The sequence below is a fragment of the gamma proteobacterium symbiont of Scutellera amethystina genome (assembly GCF_059730845.1).
The window spans coordinates 812,050-827,293 of the sequence record NZ_AP035935.1 but is presented as its reverse complement, the minus strand read 5'-3'; the positions used below and the strand labels follow the sequence as shown (position 1 = coordinate 827,293).

General features: G+C 57.7%; 13 protein-coding genes. 3 read left to right on the top strand and 10 right to left on the bottom strand.

Annotation, left to right across the window (positions count from 1 at the left end):
- Nucleotides 1-8 precede the first annotated feature (8 nt).
- Nucleotides 9-2,375: a TonB-dependent receptor domain-containing protein gene (locus AC6I79_RS03830; RefSeq protein ID WP_159377890.1), complete on the bottom strand. Its 2,367-nt coding sequence runs from the start codon at nucleotides 2,373-2,375 to the stop codon at nucleotides 9-11.
- 342 nt (nucleotides 2,376-2,717) lie between these two features.
- Here AC6I79_RS03830 and AC6I79_RS03825 point away from each other — a divergent pair, with 342 nt between their 5' ends.
- Nucleotides 2,718-3,005, top strand: a complete 288-nt coding sequence (locus tag AC6I79_RS03825) for an Rdx family protein (protein ID WP_159377891.1) — start codon at nucleotides 2,718-2,720, stop codon at nucleotides 3,003-3,005.
- A gap of 5 nt (nucleotides 3,006-3,010) precedes the next feature.
- Here AC6I79_RS03825 and AC6I79_RS03820 read toward each other — a convergent pair whose 3' ends face one another.
- From AC6I79_RS03820 to dnaK, 4 genes are all read right to left on the bottom strand, one after another.
- The gene (locus tag AC6I79_RS03820; protein ID WP_021314062.1) at nucleotides 3,011-3,550 is read right to left on the bottom strand and encodes a PadR family transcriptional regulator; all 540 of its coding nucleotides are present in this window, start codon (nucleotides 3,548-3,550) and stop codon (nucleotides 3,011-3,013) included.
- An 85-nt stretch (nucleotides 3,551-3,635) separates the two neighbouring features.
- Nucleotides 3,636-4,409 (bottom strand): siderophore-interacting protein, encoded by a 774-nt coding sequence (locus tag AC6I79_RS03815; RefSeq protein WP_159377892.1) that lies wholly within the window; start codon nucleotides 4,407-4,409, stop codon nucleotides 3,636-3,638.
- A 374-nt stretch (nucleotides 4,410-4,783) separates the two neighbouring features.
- Nucleotides 4,784-5,920 (bottom strand): molecular chaperone DnaJ, encoded by a 1,137-nt coding sequence (gene dnaJ, locus AC6I79_RS03810; protein WP_021508663.1) that lies wholly within the window; start codon nucleotides 5,918-5,920, stop codon nucleotides 4,784-4,786.
- Nucleotides 5,921-6,023: 103 nt separating this feature from the next.
- Nucleotides 6,024-7,934, bottom strand: a complete 1,911-nt coding sequence (dnaK, locus tag AC6I79_RS03805; protein WP_021508662.1) for a molecular chaperone DnaK — start codon at nucleotides 7,932-7,934, stop codon at nucleotides 6,024-6,026.
- 297 nt (nucleotides 7,935-8,231) lie between these two features.
- Here dnaK and satP point away from each other — a divergent pair, with 297 nt between their 5' ends.
- On the top strand, nucleotides 8,232-8,792 hold the full coding sequence (gene satP, locus AC6I79_RS03800) for an acetate uptake transporter (RefSeq protein WP_059011785.1): 561 nt from the start codon (nucleotides 8,232-8,234) through the stop codon (nucleotides 8,790-8,792).
- 39 nt (nucleotides 8,793-8,831) lie between these two features.
- Here the strand turns inward: satP and AC6I79_RS03795 are convergent, their stop codons facing one another.
- From AC6I79_RS03795 to tal, 3 genes are all read right to left on the bottom strand, one after another.
- Entirely contained in the window at nucleotides 8,832-10,142 is a 1,311-nt protein-coding gene (locus AC6I79_RS03795; protein WP_159377893.1) for an MFS transporter, read from the bottom strand.
- 113 nt (nucleotides 10,143-10,255) lie between these two features.
- A complete protein-coding gene (gene mog, locus AC6I79_RS03790) occupies nucleotides 10,256-10,843 on the bottom strand; it encodes a molybdopterin adenylyltransferase (RefSeq protein ID WP_021508659.1) in 588 nt (195 codons plus the stop codon).
- 124 nt (nucleotides 10,844-10,967) lie between these two features.
- Nucleotides 10,968-11,921: a transaldolase gene (gene tal / locus AC6I79_RS03785; protein WP_058757131.1), complete on the bottom strand. Its 954-nt coding sequence runs from the start codon at nucleotides 11,919-11,921 to the stop codon at nucleotides 10,968-10,970.
- A 212-nt stretch (nucleotides 11,922-12,133) separates the two neighbouring features.
- Here tal and yaaA point away from each other — a divergent pair, with 212 nt between their 5' ends.
- Nucleotides 12,134-12,907: a peroxide stress protein YaaA gene (yaaA, locus tag AC6I79_RS03780; protein ID WP_058757132.1), complete on the top strand. Its 774-nt coding sequence runs from the start codon at nucleotides 12,134-12,136 to the stop codon at nucleotides 12,905-12,907.
- Between the two features lie 119 nt (nucleotides 12,908-13,026).
- On the opposite strand, the gene thrC is transcribed toward yaaA, so the two are convergent.
- Nucleotides 13,027-14,310 carry a threonine synthase gene (gene thrC, locus AC6I79_RS03775; protein ID WP_021508656.1) on the bottom strand — a complete coding sequence of 428 codons (1,284 nt, stop codon included), beginning with the start codon at nucleotides 14,308-14,310 and terminating at the stop codon, nucleotides 13,027-13,029.
- Nucleotides 14,311-14,313: 3 nt separating this feature from the next.
- A complete protein-coding gene (gene thrB / locus AC6I79_RS03770; protein WP_031279903.1) occupies nucleotides 14,314-15,243 on the bottom strand; it encodes a homoserine kinase in 930 nt (309 codons plus the stop codon).
- Nucleotide 15,244: the final 1 nt, after the last annotated feature.

Genomic DNA, 15,244 nt, shown 5'->3' with positions numbered 1-15,244 from the left:
AAAAGTGATTAGAAGTCGACGTTCACGCCCAGTTGCCAGGTGCGTCCCGGCATCACGGCCAGATTGATGTCGTTGCGCTCCTGCGCGCTGGCGCTGGTCAGCGTGCGGCTGCTGAGGTAATCCCAGTATTTACGATCGGTAATGTTGTAGACACCGCCGCTCAGCCTGACATTTTTCGTCAGCTGCCAGTACGCGGTGGCATCGATCAGGCCGTAGCCCGGCACGCGCATGTATTCGCTGCTGGCGTCGCTGATGGCCGCCCCGCTGTTGCTGTAGCTCTCACGGTTGGTGGCGCTGGCCTGTTTGCCTTTGACGAAGGTGGCGGTGAGCGCCGCGCCGTAACCGCGCGCTTTGTCGTCCCACGCGACGCCGACAATCGCTTTTAGCGGCGCGACACTGTCGAGATCGATGTATTTGTCGCCCAGATAGCGGGATTTCGCTTTACCCTCGCTGTAACCGAGCGCGAACGTGCTGCTCAGGCCATCCACGGTCGGGAACCAGCTGCCGTAGTTGACGCGGGTGCTGATCTCCGCCCCATAAATGTAGGCTTTGTCGCGGTTCTCAGCCTGATAGCTGGTGTAGATGTTGGCCGGAACATTGACGAACATCGCCGGATTGGTGGCGCGACGATAGCGGGTGTAGGCAATAAAGTTTTTATAGGTGTTGTAGAACACCGAGGTATTGAGGGTGATGCCGTCGGTCGGCTGTCCTTTCAGACCCCACTCAAAATTGTTGCTGGTCTCGGTTTTCAGATCGGCATTACCAATCAGCGCATACTGCGCGCTGCCGGCGTAGCTTGAACCAAGGTTCCACGAGCCGTACAGCTGGCTGGTGGTCGGGAACTCCACGCCGCGCTTATATTGCAGCCAGGTGGTGAGCGCCGGATTGATATCGTACTGGAAGGTCAGTGACGGCAGCACTTCGGTGTCTGAATTGGTCTTGCCGTACAGTTTTTCCACCTGCTCTTCGGTCAGCACCGTGCTGCCGTTGGTCAGATCGCCGAGGTTCTTCGGTTTGGTGCTTTGATGAATGACGCGCACGCCGGGAATCACCGCGAAATTGTGGCTATCGAGATCGAAATTGATTTTATCCTGCAGATAACCGGCCACGGTCCAGGAACGGCTGTCTGACTGCGGCTGGGTGATGGTGCCGAAGGTGCCCGGGTTCGGCGCCTGGCGGAACGGACGCTCGCTGTTCTCCACACGCGCGTTGACGCCGCCGCTCAGCTCGTGGCGGCCGAGGGTTTTGCTGGCGCGCGTGTCAAACCCTAAGGTATCGACGTTGTAGTCAGAGTAGACGAAGCCGTACTGACTGGCGCTGGTCGGTAACCAGGTGGTGTCGTGCGCCTCGGTTTGCTGCCAGTAAACGCGCGTGGTCAGCGTATCGATCATCTCGTTGTACGGTGTCCACTCATCGGCAAGATTAATGCCCCAGCGGCGCGAATCGCTCTGCTGTTGCGCAGTGCCCCAAATAGTGTTGCCGCTGCTGCTGTCCCAGGTATCGTAGTGGGTGTGATTGGTTTTGTGGTAGTAGTCGAAGGTGGCGCTCAGCTTGTGCTGATCGTTTGGCTGCCAGATGCCCGACGTCATAAAGGCATCCGAGTGCCAGTTGGCCGGGTAGGCGTCTTTTACGCCGCTGTTGTTGCGCGTCTGCTGGCCGTCGCGGCGGCTGTAAACAAACAGGCCGCGCAGTTCATCATCCCCTGCCGCCGCAGTGATGCCGTTGTGCCAGCTGCGGTCTGCCGAACTGTAGTCGCTCTGATAACCGAAATAGTGGGTTTTATCGCTGCTGAGATAGTCGTCCGGCGACTTGTTATGAAACGATACGTTACCGCCGATTGCGGTGTTAGGTTGTTCCACCGATGTAGCGCCCTTCTCAATTTCGACGCTACCAAACATATACGGGTCGATGTAGTCGCGACCAATACCGAAGGTATTGTTACCGGCGCGGCTGACGTACGGACGACCGGTGGCGTCCGGTACCGGAATGCCATCAATATCCAGACCGACACGGTTACTTTCCAGCCCGCGAATGTTGTAGCCGGTATAGCCTGCACGGTCAAAGCCGCTTTTACCGGCTGACGAACCGCCCGCCGCGCCAGTGGCGCTGACCAGCGGCTCATAACGCATGATCGAACCGAAGTCATTGGCGCCGCGTTTTTGCAGATCGCTGGCGGTGAGCGTGGTTTTATTGCCGGCCTGCTGCTTAGGTGCGGTAACGGTCATTACCGGTTCATTGCTGCTGTTGTTCTCTGCGGAACGCGCCAGCGTACTGCTGTCGCTGGCGGCATAGCTGCAGGCTGCGTGAATGGCTGAAGCAAGGACAGCGACGTTAAACAGACGCTGCCGGAAATTTCCCTGAAGGTGTAAAGACATGCGCGAAATACCTGGTTAATTGTTAGTATTCGCTCACTTATTTGCTGCCAGAAAACCACGGCTTTATGCTAAAAGCCGAGAAACAGCGCGTCACGCTGGCCAGATAATGTTATCGATCCCGGCACCTGTGGCACAGTGTCGTGCGCGCTTCAGTGCACAGCTGCCCTGCGTCACTGGCCGCAGCGCCGCAGGGATGCCTGTGGGATTTATAGAGAGTCAAATGATGGCGAAAACAATTTAATGCAATTGGTAATCATTATCAATATCATTTGCATCAGGATGTATCTTTGTGCGCACAATTTGTTAACCTGTGTTTAATCAGGCACTAACAGGAGGGATAAGATGGCAGATAAACCGGCAGTAACCATTCACTACTGTACTCAATGTAACTGGCTGCTGCGTTCGGCGTGGATGGCGCAGGAGCTGCTGCATACCTTTGCCGGCGATCTCAGCGCGGTCACGCTCCAGCCCGGCAGCGGCGGCGTGTTCGAGATCAGCATTGATGGTCAGGTAATTTGGGAACGCAAACAGGAAGGCGGCTTTCCCGATGCGGCAGCACTGAAGCAGCGGGTGCGCGATTTCTGCTGGCCGGATCGCGAACTGGGGCACGTGGACAAGAAGAAACCGTAACGCGCTTAGCTGTTGGCGATCTTCTCTGCCGCGTCCTGCAGCGCCGCCACGACAATTTCCACCGTGGCCGGTGAAATCTGCTCCTGCGACAGCCGGTGATTGAGCGTATAGCGAAGCGTATGGATCGCCTGCTCTACCTGCGGAATGCTGCGGTTGTTGACCAGGATCGCCAGCGAAGTGAGCCGCCCGATAATCACCGCCACGTTTTCGCCATTTTCCGCCAGCAGCGCGCGGCCCGCATCGTTGAGCGCGTAGGCTTTGCGCGTGGCCTGGGCATCCACCACGCGAATGGCGTCCATCTCTTCCAGCAGCGTCAGGTTGGGATAAATAATGCCGGGGCTGGGGGAATATTCGCCTTTCGACAACTCTTCCACCGATTTGATCAGCTCATAACCGTGCGCCGCGCCGCTGGCCAGAAAGTGCAGCATCAGCAGGCGAATATCACTGGCATCCAGCATCCTTTCGCGCCGCTTTCTGCGTGCGCCGGCACAGCTGGCACGCTGTGCCGCATCGGCGTGCTCTGGAACATCCCGCTGCTGTTTCATCGCCTTCCCGGGGTCAGTTGAGGGAGGTTGATAGTAGTCTGGTGCCTGGTAAAATTCAACACAGGCGGCAGCGGGCGGGCGCCGGTTATTTCTGATGCCAGTAAGCGACGGCGCGCACCAGGTCGCTGTGCGCCGCACGTTGCTGAGTAAAGTAATCGCTCAGCTGTTTCACCGCCGCGCCTTCGCCGGTCAGCCAGATAAAGTAGTCATCAGCAGGCAGCATAATCGGGTCCAGCAGCGGCGTCAGCGCCTCAGCCTGCATGTTGCCGCTGCCGAGCCAGCTCACCGTGACGTCCGGCAGGTCGCCAAGATACGCGCGGCCGACTGGCTCATCAACACAGGCCAGCAGATGAATCTGTTGTGCCTGCATTTCCTGATAGCGGCGCTTAAATGCCGGCAGACCGGTCTCATCGCACACATAAATCTGACAGGCATAATCCACCGGCACGACGCATGAGCCGCGCGGGCCGCCCATCGCAATGCGATCGCCCGGCTGAGCGGCACTCGCCCAGCTGCTGGCGACGCCGCCGTCGTGGATGTAAAAATCCAGCGTCAGCGAATCGCTGCCGTTAAAGGCCAGCGGCGTATAGTCGCGCGCCGCCGGACGCACGCCGTCAGGCCAGACGATGCCTTCGTCGGTCATGTGTGGCAGCGCCAGCGCACCGCCCGGCGTATCCGGGAAAAACACTTTGATGTGGTCGTCAAAAGAGGGCGAGTGGAAACCCGCCAGATCGCTGCCGCTAAAGACGATGCGCCAGAAGGCATCGGCCACCCGCGTTTTGCTGGCGACGGTGATGTGACGGAAGCGTAATTCATTGCGCACGCGTTGTGGAGCGCGGTGGTGAGTCGGGTTTGGCAACGTTTCTCTCCCTGCAGCGACGGTCCCGCGCTACTGCGCTGCCGCACACCGCTGATGGTGCATGTTATCGAAAATCATTCTCATTAAACGCCTTGCAAGATACCTATGATATATTTTCGACGCAATGCCGAAAAATGCTATTGGCGAAAACGGAGCCGGTTTTTGCAAGGTGAGGAAGCGTTTTTGGCGGGGATTTTCACGGCTTGAGGTCGCCATAAATGGCGACCCTACAGCGTGTCAGCGTATTTTTGAAAGGTAACGGCTGTCGGGGATGTGAATGACGAAAAACAATGCCGTTGAATATCTGCACGGCAGAACTGCGCATAAAAAAAGCGGAGAGTTGCCTCTCCGCTTGTTACTGTCTGCGCACCCGCTTAACGGGTCAGATCGTCAAAGAACTTCTTTACGCCGTCGAAGAAGCTTTTCGAACGCGGGCTGTTTTTCTCGCCGGTAGGTCCGCCGAAGCTCTCTTCCAGCTCGCGCAGCAGCGCTTTTTGCTTGTCGTTGAGGCTGACCGGGGTTTCCACCACCACGCGACACAGCAGATCGCCGACCGCACCGCCGCGCACAGACTTCACGCCTTTGCCGCGCATGCGGAACAGCTTGCCGGTCTGGGTTTCTGCCGGCACTTTCAGCTTCACGCGACCGTCAAGCGTCGGCACTTCAATCTCACCGCCCAGCGCTGCCATGGCAAAGTTGATCGGTACTTCGCAGTACAGGTTGTTATCTTCACGCTCAAAGATCGGGTGTTTCTTCACCGAAACCTGCACGTACAGATCGCCAGCCGGTGCGCCATGCTCACCCGCTTCACCTTCTCCGCTGAGGCGGATACGGTCGCCGGTATCGACGCCCGCCGGGATTTTCACCGACAGCGTTTTCTGGCGCTCAACGCGGCCGTGGCCGTGACAGGCGTTGCACGGATCTTTAATCACCGAGCCGCGACCGTGACAGGTCGGACAGGCTTGCTGCACGGTAAAGAAGCCCTGACGCATCTGTACCTGGCCCGCACCGTGACAGGTCGGACAGGTCTGCGGCTGGGTGCCCGCTTTGGCACCGCTGCCGTGGCAGACATCACACTCTTCCAGCGTAGGAATGCGGATCTCTTTGGTCACGCCGCGTACCGCTTCTTCCAGCGTCAGTTCCATGTTGTAGCGTAAATCGGCGCCGCGTGAGGCGCGCTGACGGCGACCACCACCAAAGATATCGCCGAACACGTCGCCAAAGATATCGCTGAAGTCGGCACCGCCGCCACCAAAGCCGCCGCCGAAGCCGCCACCACCGCCCTGCTCAAACGCCGCATGACCGTACTGATCGTAAGCTGCACGCTTCTGCGCATCGGTGAGGATCTCGTAGGCTTCCTTGACCTCTTTGAATTTCGTCTCGGCCTCTTTATCGCCCGGATTACGGTCCGGGTGATACTTCATCGCCAGGCGCTTATAGGCCTTTTTGATTTCGCGCTCATCGGCGGATTTTGAGACGCCTAAGATCTCGTAAAAATCACTCTTAGCCATTTTTCTCTGCCCTTAACATGATCGCACGGGCGTGGAGAGATCTCCGACGCCCGTGCTGGTTTCAACGGCTGTCAGGCCAGCCGTCGCGCCCGGTCAGGGGCAATTATTTTTTATCTTTCACTTCTTCGAATTCAGCGTCGACAACGTCGTCATCTTTCTTCGCCGAAGCGTCGCCGGCATCCGCTGCGCCGGCCTGAGCCTGTTGCTGCGCCAGTTCCATCAGCTTGCTGGACACTTCCATCAGCGCCTGCATTTTGGCTTCGATTTCTGCTTTATCTTCGCCTTTCAGCGCGGTGTTCAGCTCGTTCAGGGCAGACTCGATCGGTGCTTTGTCTTCCGCTGACAGTTTGTCACCGGCTTCGTCCAGCTGCTTACGCGTGCTGTGCGCAATCTGGTCACCCTGGTTACGCGTCTGCACCAGCTCTTCGAATTTACGGTCTGACTCGGCGTTAGCTTCCGCGTCACGAACCATTTTTTCGATCTCTTCCTCGTTCAGGCCAGAAGAAGCTTTGATGGTGATCTTCTGCTCTTTACCGCTGTTTTTGTCCTTCGCAGACACGTGCAGAATACCGTCAGCATCGATGTCGAAGGTCACTTCGATCTGTGGCATACCGCGCGGCGCTGGCTGAATACCGTCGAGGTTGAACTGGCCCAGCGATTTGTTATCCGCCGAACGCTTACGCTCACCCTGCAGCACGTGAATGGTCACGGCAGACTGGTTGTCTTCAGCAGTCGAGAACACCTGGCTGTGCTTGGTTGGGATCGTGGTGTTCTTGCTGATCAGCGACGTCATCACGCCACCCATGGTTTCGATACCCAGCGACAGCGGGGTCACGTCCAGCAGCAGAACGTCTTTTACTTCACCAGCCAGCACGCCGCCCTGTACCGCAGCACCCACAGCGACCGCTTCGTCCGGGTTCACGTCTTTACGTGGCTCTTTACCGAAGAACTCCGCCACTTTCGCCTGCACCATTGGCATACGCGTCTGACCACCGACCAGGATCACGTCGTTGATGTCAGAAACCGACAGGCCAGCGTCGTTCAGCGCCACTTTCAGCGGCTCAATCGAACGGGTAACCAGATCTTCCACCAGTGATTCCAGCTTCGCGCGGGTCACTTTAATGTTCAGGTGCTTAGGACCAGTCGCATCCGCCGTGATGTACGGCAGGTTAACGTCGGTCTGCTGCGCAGAAGAGAGCTCAATTTTCGCTTTCTCTGCCGCTTCTTTCAGGCGCTGCATCGCCAGCGGATCGTTGTGCAGATCGATGCCCTGATCTTTCTTGAATTCGGCAACCAGGTAGTTGATCAGACGGCTGTCGAAGTCTTCACCACCCAGGTGGGTATCACCGTTGGTCGCCAGTACTTCAAAGGTTTTCTCGCCGTCGACTTCGTCGATCTCAATGATAGAGATGTCGAAGGTACCGCCACCCAGGTCATATACCGCGATGGTGCGGTTGCCCTGACCTTTATCCAGGCCGTAAGCCAGTGCCGCTGCGGTCGGTTCGTTGATGATACGTTTTACGTCCAGACCCGCGATACGGCCGGCGTCTTTGGTCGCCTGACGCTGCGCATCGTTGAAGTAGGCTGGTACGGTGATAACTGCTTCGGTCACCGGCTCACCGAGGAAATCTTCCGCGGTTTTCTTCATTTTTTTCAGCACTTCTGCAGAGATCTGCGGCGGTGCCATTTTCTGGCCTTTCACGTCCAGCCAGGCGTCACCGTTGTCAGAACCGATGATTTTGTACGGCATGATTTTAATATCACGCTGCACTTCTTCGTCCTGGAAACGACGGCCGATCAGGCGCTTGATTGCAAACAGGGTGTTCTGCGGGTTAGTCACCGCCTGACGTTTAGCCGGTTGACCGACCAGAGTTTCGCCATCCCCGGTATATGCAATGATTGACGGTGTGGTGCGATCGCCTTCGGCGTTTTCAAGCACGCGTGCTTTGCCACCGTCCATAATCGCCACACATGAGTTGGTTGTACCCAGGTCAATACCAATAATCTTACCCATCTAAACGTCTCCCACTTAAATTCTTTGCCAAATTGGGTTGTGAAGCAGAGATGCGGTCACGCTGACCACTTTCAACTGCTGCGGCAGATTTTTTTGCTGCCTCACAATGCTTGATGACAACTAAATGGGGCCGCTTCGAAGCGCATCAAGGGTTAAAACTAAAAAAAATTTAGATTCTCTTACCGCGTGAGATCAAAGTGCGGCAAAAGCCACCTGATTATGATGCAGCGCCCCGCGCCCCACCGCTGTTGGCGCGGGCGTTAAACCAATAAACAATAACGCTGCTGCTGAGGAATTATGGGCAACACCACGCTGGCGAATCCCGCCCCACTGGGCCTGATGGGTTTTGGTATGACCACCATCCTGCTCAACTTACACAACACCGGTCTGTTTGAAATGGATGTGATTATCCTGGCGATGGGCCTCTTTTACGGCGGCATCGCGCAAATCCTTGCCGGGCTGCTGGAGTATAAAAAAGGCAACACCTTCGGCCTGACCGCCTTTACCTCCTACGGTAGCTTCTGGCTGACGCTGGTGGCGATTCTGCTGCTGCCGAAAATGGGACTGGCTGCCGCCGCCGATGGCCATTTCCTCGGCGCTTATCTGGCACTGTGGGGCCTCTTCACGCTGTTTCTGTTCTTTGGCACGCTGCGGGCCGCGAAGATGCTGCAGTTTGTGTTTGCCAGCCTGACGCTGCTGTTTGCGCTGCTGGCTATCGGTCATCTGTTGGATCACGCGGCGCTGCTGCGCATCGCCGGCTGGGTGGGCATCGTCTGTGGTGCCAGCGCCTTTTATCTGGCGATGGGCGAAGTGCTGAACGAGAAGTTTGAGCGCAGCGTGTTGCCGATTGGCGAGTAATCAACGGCGCGCGGAGCCGTGCCGCTGCGCGCGCTGCCATTACGATGAATGCAGCGAGACATCCAGCTGCGCATTAGCCTGGCGGCTGTCATGCCATAACCACAGCGCCACCAGCATGCCGATCAGCGCCAGCGCCAGCACGTACCAGGCCGGCGCCATCGGCGTCAGCGACATCATCAGCGTCACGCTGATCGGCGTCAGACCGCCAAAGATGGCATACGACACGTTGTAAGAGAAGGAAATGCCGGTGAAGCGCACCGCCGCCGGAAACGCCCGCACCATAACAAACGGCACCACGCCGACCACGCCCACGCTCAGTCCCGCCAGACCGTACCAGATGAACAGCATCTGCGGCGTGCCGCCAAGCTGCTGGAAAAAGCTCCAGCTGCACAGCGCCAGCAGCAACGAACCAATCAGTAAGGTACGCGCCGCACCGTAGCGATCGACAATCCAGCCCGCCAGCACGCAGCCGATCAGCAGCATTACGGTCGCGAAACTGTTGGCCTGCAGACTGAGCGCCGCCGGCACGCCATACTGCTTCTGCATCAGCGTCGGCGCCATCAGAATCACCACCACAATACAGGCTGATAATAGCCAGGTAAGCAGCATCGACACCGCAATGCCGCGCTTATGGCTGGCGAGAATGGTCTGTAGCGGCAACTTTTCCGCCAGCGCTTTGCGCTGCTGCATCTGACGAAATACCGGGGTTTCATGCAGCCAGCGACGCAGATACATCGCCAGCAGGCCAAACAGGCCGCCGAGGAAGAAAGGAATGCGCCAGCCGTGATCGCGTATCGCCGCCGGCGAGAGCGAAGTATTCAGCACCGTCGCCACCAGCGACCCGAGCAGAATGCCGGCGGTTAAGCCTGCAGTCAGCGTGCCGCAGGCAAAGCCGATGCGCTTTTCCGGCACATGCTCCGCAACAAACACCCACGCGCCCGGCACCTCGCCGCCAATGGCTGCGCCCTGCAGCACGCGCATCAGCAACATCAGTAACGGTGCGGCAATGCCAATGCTGGCGTAGGTGGGCAGCGCCCCCATCGCCAGCGTCGGCAGCGCCATCAGCAGAATACTCAGGCTGAACATCTTCTTGCGCCCGACTTTGTCGCCAAAGTGCGCCATGATGATGCCGCCCAGCGGACGCGCCAGATAACCGGCGGCGAAGATGGCAAAGGTCTGCACCTGACGCAGCCATTCCGGGATGTCTGGCGGAAAGAACAGCTCGCCAATCACCGCAGCGAAGAAGACGAAGATGATAAAATCGTAGAATTCCAGCGCCCCGCCCAGGGCAGCCAGCGCCAGGGTTTTGTAGTCCTGGCGGTTGAGTCGACGCGTTGTCAGCGAATCCATAAGAGTGCGGTATCCAGAGGCCATGTCAGTATAGTTGTAAAGCTGAGGTTACTATACCGTCAATATTTTGCCACACCAGTCACTCTGCATTTTATGCCTGAAAACGGCAATTTTCAGACGTTTGTCTCACGCCGTGCGCTTTTCGGGCGAAAAGCTGCTACCACCTCCGGGTGGGTTTCGACGTAAGGCCCTTCCAGCAGCTGTAAACAATAGGGTACAGCCGCGAAAATCCCTGGCACTTTCACCGTACCGTCATCCGCTTTCAACCCTTCCAGCGTCTCTTTAATCGATTTCGGCTGTCCCGGCAGATTGAGGATCAGTGACTGCTTGCGGATCACGCCCACCTGGCGTGACAGAATCGCGGTCGGCACAAACTGCAGGCTGATCTGCCGCATCTGCTCGCCAAAGCCGGGCATCTCGCGGTCGGCTACCGCTAAGGTCGCATCCGGCGTGACGTCGCGCCGGGCCGGACCGGTACCGCCGGTGGTCAGCACCAGGTGGCAAAAACGTTCGTCGACCAGCTCGCAGATTGCCTGCTCAATCATCGGCTGTTCATCCGGAACCAGGCGGGTGTCAATCTCAAACGGTGTCGCCAGCGCAGCGCTAAGCCAGCTTTCCAGCGCCGGAATGCCCTGATCCTGATAGATGCCGTTAGCGGCCCGATCGGACACGGAAATTAAGCCAATACGTAAAGTATCCATAGAGTTATCGCTGTGTTGACCGCGGGGCGGTGAGAAAAAGGGGAATGGCAGAAAGGATAATACAAAGCACCAGCGAGGGAAACGCGAAAACCGTGGCGACCGGCAGCCGCCACGGCACATCACCTTACAGCAGTTCGGCGATCATCTTCTCAAGTTTGCCCTGGTCGATGGCAAAGTTGCGGATACCTTCGGCCAGTTTGGTCACCGCCATTGGATCCTGGTTGTGCTGCCACAGGAATTCCGCTTCGGTCATTTTAGCCGGACGCGCTTTTACTTCGCCGCTGTAGCTCAGTTTACGCTCTACGCTGCCTTCGCTCTCGGCCAGCTCTTTCAGCAGGCCCGGAGAGATCGTCAGGCGGTCGCAACCGGCCAGCTCAATGATTTCGCCGACGTTACGGAAGCTGGCGCCCATTACCACGGTTTCATAGCCGTGCTGCTTGTAGTAGTTGTAGATCTCAGACACGGATACCACACCTGGATCTTCATGCGCTGCGTACTCTTTCTTGTCGGTGTTCTGCTTGTACCAGTCGAGGATACGGCCAACAAATGGCGAAATCAGGAACACGCCCGCTTCGGCACAGGCACGCGCCTGGGCGAAGGAGAACAGCAGCGTCAGGTTACAGTTGATGCCTTCTTTCTCCAGCTGCTCCGCCGCGCGGATGCCCTGCCAGGTTGAGGCCAGTTTGATCAGGATACGATCGTTGCTGATGCCGGCATCGTTGTACAGCTTGATCAGGCTGCGTGCTTTCGCGATGCTCGCTTCGGTGTCGTAAGAGAGTCGCGCGTCAACTTCAGTAGAGATACGTCCCGGGATCAGTTTGAGAATTTCCAGACCAATGTTGACGGCCAGCTTGTCAGAAACCAGCGCCAGCTGCTCTTCTTTGTTGCTGCTCTGCTGACGTGCCCAGCTAATGGCTTCGTCAATCAGTTTGCGGTATTCAGGGATTTGCGCAGCGTTGAGGATCAAAGAAGGGTTAGTGGTGGCATCCTGCGGTTGGTAGAGTTTCATTGCCGCGATATCACCGGTGTCGGCGACCACAGTAGTCAGCTGACGCAAGGAAGTAAGTTTGTCCGTCATGGTTCTCTTTTCTCTTAAGTTGACTGTCAGGGTGTAAAAGGCTGTTGCGATAATATCACGCAGGCTAAGCGGCGCAACATCGCCGCGTGCCCTTTACGATAGCGCTAACAAATGGGAGCGATTTGCCGATCCGTGCAGCTTTTTTGCTACACTCGTCGCGACATTTTTCCCATCCATCCCCTGAAAACAGCGGGTCAACGAGGACAGACACAATGCTGATGGTTATCTCGCCAGCCAAGACACTGGATTATGAAAGCCCGCTGGCTACGTCACGGTTTACCCAACCGGCGCTGTTAGAAAAATCACAGCAGCTGATTGACGTGGCGCGCGATCTTTCCCCGGCGCAAATCGCTTCGCTGATGGGCATCAGCGACAAACTGGCGCACCTCAACGCCGACCGTTTCAGCCAGTGGCAGCCGCCCTTCTCACCCGATAATGCGCGGCAGGCAATTCTGGCCTTCAAAGGTGATGTTTATACCGGTTTGCAGGCAGAGACCTTCAGCGAAGCCGACTTTGATTTTGCCCAAAAACACCTGCGCATGCTTTCGGGCCTGTATGGCCTGCTGCGCCCGCTGGATTTGATGCAGCCGTACCGCTTAGAGATGGGCATCAAACTGGCGAATCCGGCCGGCAAAGATCTCTACAGTTTCTGGGGCGACCTGCTGACGCAAAAGCTCAACGACGCGCTGGCGGAACAGGGCGATGACGTGCTGATCAACCTCGCCTCCGATGAGTATTTCAAAGCCATCAAGCCGAAGCAGCTGAATGCCGAGCTGGTTAAGCCGGTGTTCCTCGATGAGAAAAACGGTAAGTTCAAGGTGATCAGTTTCTACGCCAAGAAGGCGCGCGGCCTGATGAGCCGTTACGTGATTGAGAAGCGCCTGACGAAACCGACGCAGCTGAAGAAGTTTGATGTTGACGGTTATTTCTTTGATGCGGCGGAGAGTAAGGGTAACGAGCTGGTATTTAAGCGCCGCGAGCAATAACTCCAGTTTCACCAGAATCGTAGCGGCGCAAATTAATGCGCGTCTGTTAAAAACCCGCGCGTTAAATCGCGCCGCCAGAAAAATGCATAACGGGCCGATGTGACCGGCCCGTTGGGTATTTACTTCAGCAAAAACGCCCGCAGCGCGGCGAAATCCGCCTTCATGGCATGCGACAGCAGCGGCAAATCGGCGCGCGCGGCCAGCGCTTCCGGCAGCGGCAGCGGCTGGCCGAGAATCTCTTCCACGCTCTCCTTAAACTTCGCCGGATGCGCGGTGCCGAGGAACAGGCCAAACTCCCCTTCCTGCAGCTGATCGCGCAGCAAACGATAGGCAATCGCCGCGTGCGGTTCTGACAGGTAACCCAGCTCTGCCAGCTCGCGCATGGTGGCTTTGGTGGTCTCATCCGACACCGCGCCGTAGGCCAGATCGGTCAGGCGCCAGGTTTTGCGGCGGAACAGCTCTTCCACACGCGGCCAGTTGTTAGGCTGGCTGACATCCATCGCATTCGACAGCGTTGCCACGGTCGCGTTCGGCTGCCACTGACCGTCGGCAAGGAAGCGCGGCACGGTATCGTTGGCGTTGGTCGCGGCGATAAAACGCTTGATCGGCAGACCGAGCGATTTCGCCAGCAGACCGGCCGTGAGATCGCCAAAGTTACCGCTTGGCACCGACACCACCAGCTGATTACGTTTCTCCTGCGGCAGCTGCGCCACCGCCTCGAAGTAATAGCAAATCTGTGCCAGCAGACGGCTGATATTGATGGAGTTAGCCGAGTTCAGGCCGATGGCTTTTTTCAGCTCTTCGTCATCAAACGCCTGCTTAACCAGCGCCTGACAGGCATCGAAGTCGCCATCGATCGCGATGGTTTCAATGTTGCCGCCCAGCGTACAGAACAGCTTCTCCTGCAGCGGACTGATTTTGCCCTGCGGATAGAGGATGACCACGCGCACGTTTTCCATGCCGTAGAACGCGTGCGCCACCGCTGCGCCGGTATCGCCGGAGGTCGCGGTCAGAATGGTGATCTGCTCATCCGCGCCAGACACGTACGACAGCATCTGCGCCATAAAGCGCCCGCCGAAATCTTTAAACGCCAGCGTCGGACCGTGGAACAGTTCGAGGCAGGCCACATCGTCGCTCACCTGGCTCACCGGTGCCGGGAAAGCAAAGGCGTTCTTCACGCGCTCGGCCAGCTGGTGTGCGGCAATTTCATCGCCGATGTAAGCAGAGAGAATCTTGCTGCTGCGGCTGACGAAATCCATCTCCAGCATCGCATCAATGTCGGTCAGCTCGAATTCCGGCAGTTCCAGCGGGAAAAACAGCCCCTGCTGCGAGCCGAGGCCCTGTTTCACGGCCTGCGCGAAGCTAACCTGCTCGTTATGATCCTTAAGGTTGTAGAGTTTCATGCGTTATCCCAGTTTACGTGCGCCAGCCGTATCAAGACGGCAGATATGGACGAAGCCTTCCTCATTCTGCAGATAGTGCTGGCTCAGCCAGTCCGCCATCCGCTGTGCCGTTGCCATCTCGTTGCAAACGGCGAAAAGTGTCGGGCCAGAGCCCGAAATACCGCAGGCCAGCGCGCCAATGTCGCTGGCCGCCTGACGCGCCTCAGCAAAGCCCGGCAGCAGTTTGGTGCGATACGGCTCGGCGATCACATCCTGCATCAGTTTAGCCGCCAGTAGCGGCTGACGGGTGTGGCAGGCGTGAATAAAGCCGGCCAGCAGACGACCATGTTTGATGGCATCCTGCTTGCGATACTGCGCCGGCAGGATGGCGCGTGCTTCCGCCGTGGAGACTTTGATGCCCGGATAAGCCATTACCCACAGCCAGTCATCAAAGCACGGCACCTCCTGGCTGATGATCCCGTTCTCTTCAATCATCAGCTGTACGCCGCCGAGGAAGCACGGCGCGACGTTGTCATAGTGCACGCTGCCGGAGATGCGCCCTTCCAGCTCGCCCATCAGCGCCAGCAGCTCGGTGTCGTTAAGCGGCTGGCCGCAGAACTCATTCATCGCCATCAGGCCGGCCACCACCGAGCAGGCGCTGGAACCGAGGCCTGAACCAATCGGCATGTTTTTCTCCAGCGTCATCGCCACCGGAACGTCTTTACCAATCGCCTGGCAGAAACGCTGCCAGCACTGGTAAACGATGTTGTCCTGCGGATCGGCGGGCAGTTTGCTGACAAAGCGCCCTTTATTCTGCAGGCTAAACTGGTCTGCCGCTTCGACCGACACGCAGTCGCCCAGCAGCGAGCCATCCACCGGCGAAACCGCCGCGCCCAGCACATCAAAGCCGACGCTGACGTTACCTATCGAGGCCGGTGCATAAATTTTTACCATC

Bases quoted from the DNA above. Each gene is read 5' to 3' on its own strand.
- AC6I79_RS03830 (WP_159377890.1), bottom strand. From the start codon at position 2,375: ATGTCTTTACACCTTCAGGGAAATTTCCGGCAGCGTCTGTTTAACGTC.
- AC6I79_RS03825 (WP_159377891.1), top strand. From the start codon at position 2,718: ATGGCAGATAAACCGGCAGTAACCATTCACTACTGTACTCAATGTAAC.
- AC6I79_RS03820 (WP_021314062.1), bottom strand. From the start codon at position 3,550: ATGAAACAGCAGCGGGATGTTCCAGAGCACGCCGATGCGGCACAGCGT.
- dnaJ (WP_021508663.1), bottom strand. From the start codon at position 5,920: ATGGCTAAGAGTGATTTTTACGAGATCTTAGGCGTCTCAAAATCCGCC.
- dnaK (WP_021508662.1), bottom strand. From the start codon at position 7,934: ATGGGTAAGATTATTGGTATTGACCTGGGTACAACCAACTCATGTGTG.
- satP (WP_059011785.1), top strand. From the start codon at position 8,232: ATGGGCAACACCACGCTGGCGAATCCCGCCCCACTGGGCCTGATGGGT.
- AC6I79_RS03795 (WP_159377893.1), bottom strand. From the start codon at position 10,142: ATGGATTCGCTGACAACGCGTCGACTCAACCGCCAGGACTACAAAACC.
- mog (WP_021508659.1), bottom strand. From the start codon at position 10,843: ATGGATACTTTACGTATTGGCTTAATTTCCGTGTCCGATCGGGCCGCT.
- tal (WP_058757131.1), bottom strand. From the start codon at position 11,921: ATGACGGACAAACTTACTTCCTTGCGTCAGCTGACTACTGTGGTCGCC.
- yaaA (WP_058757132.1), top strand. From the start codon at position 12,134: ATGCTGATGGTTATCTCGCCAGCCAAGACACTGGATTATGAAAGCCCG.
- thrC (WP_021508656.1), bottom strand. From the start codon at position 14,310: ATGAAACTCTACAACCTTAAGGATCATAACGAGCAGGTTAGCTTCGCG.
- thrB (WP_031279903.1), bottom strand. From the start codon at position 15,243: ATGGTAAAAATTTATGCACCGGCCTCGATAGGTAACGTCAGCGTCGGC.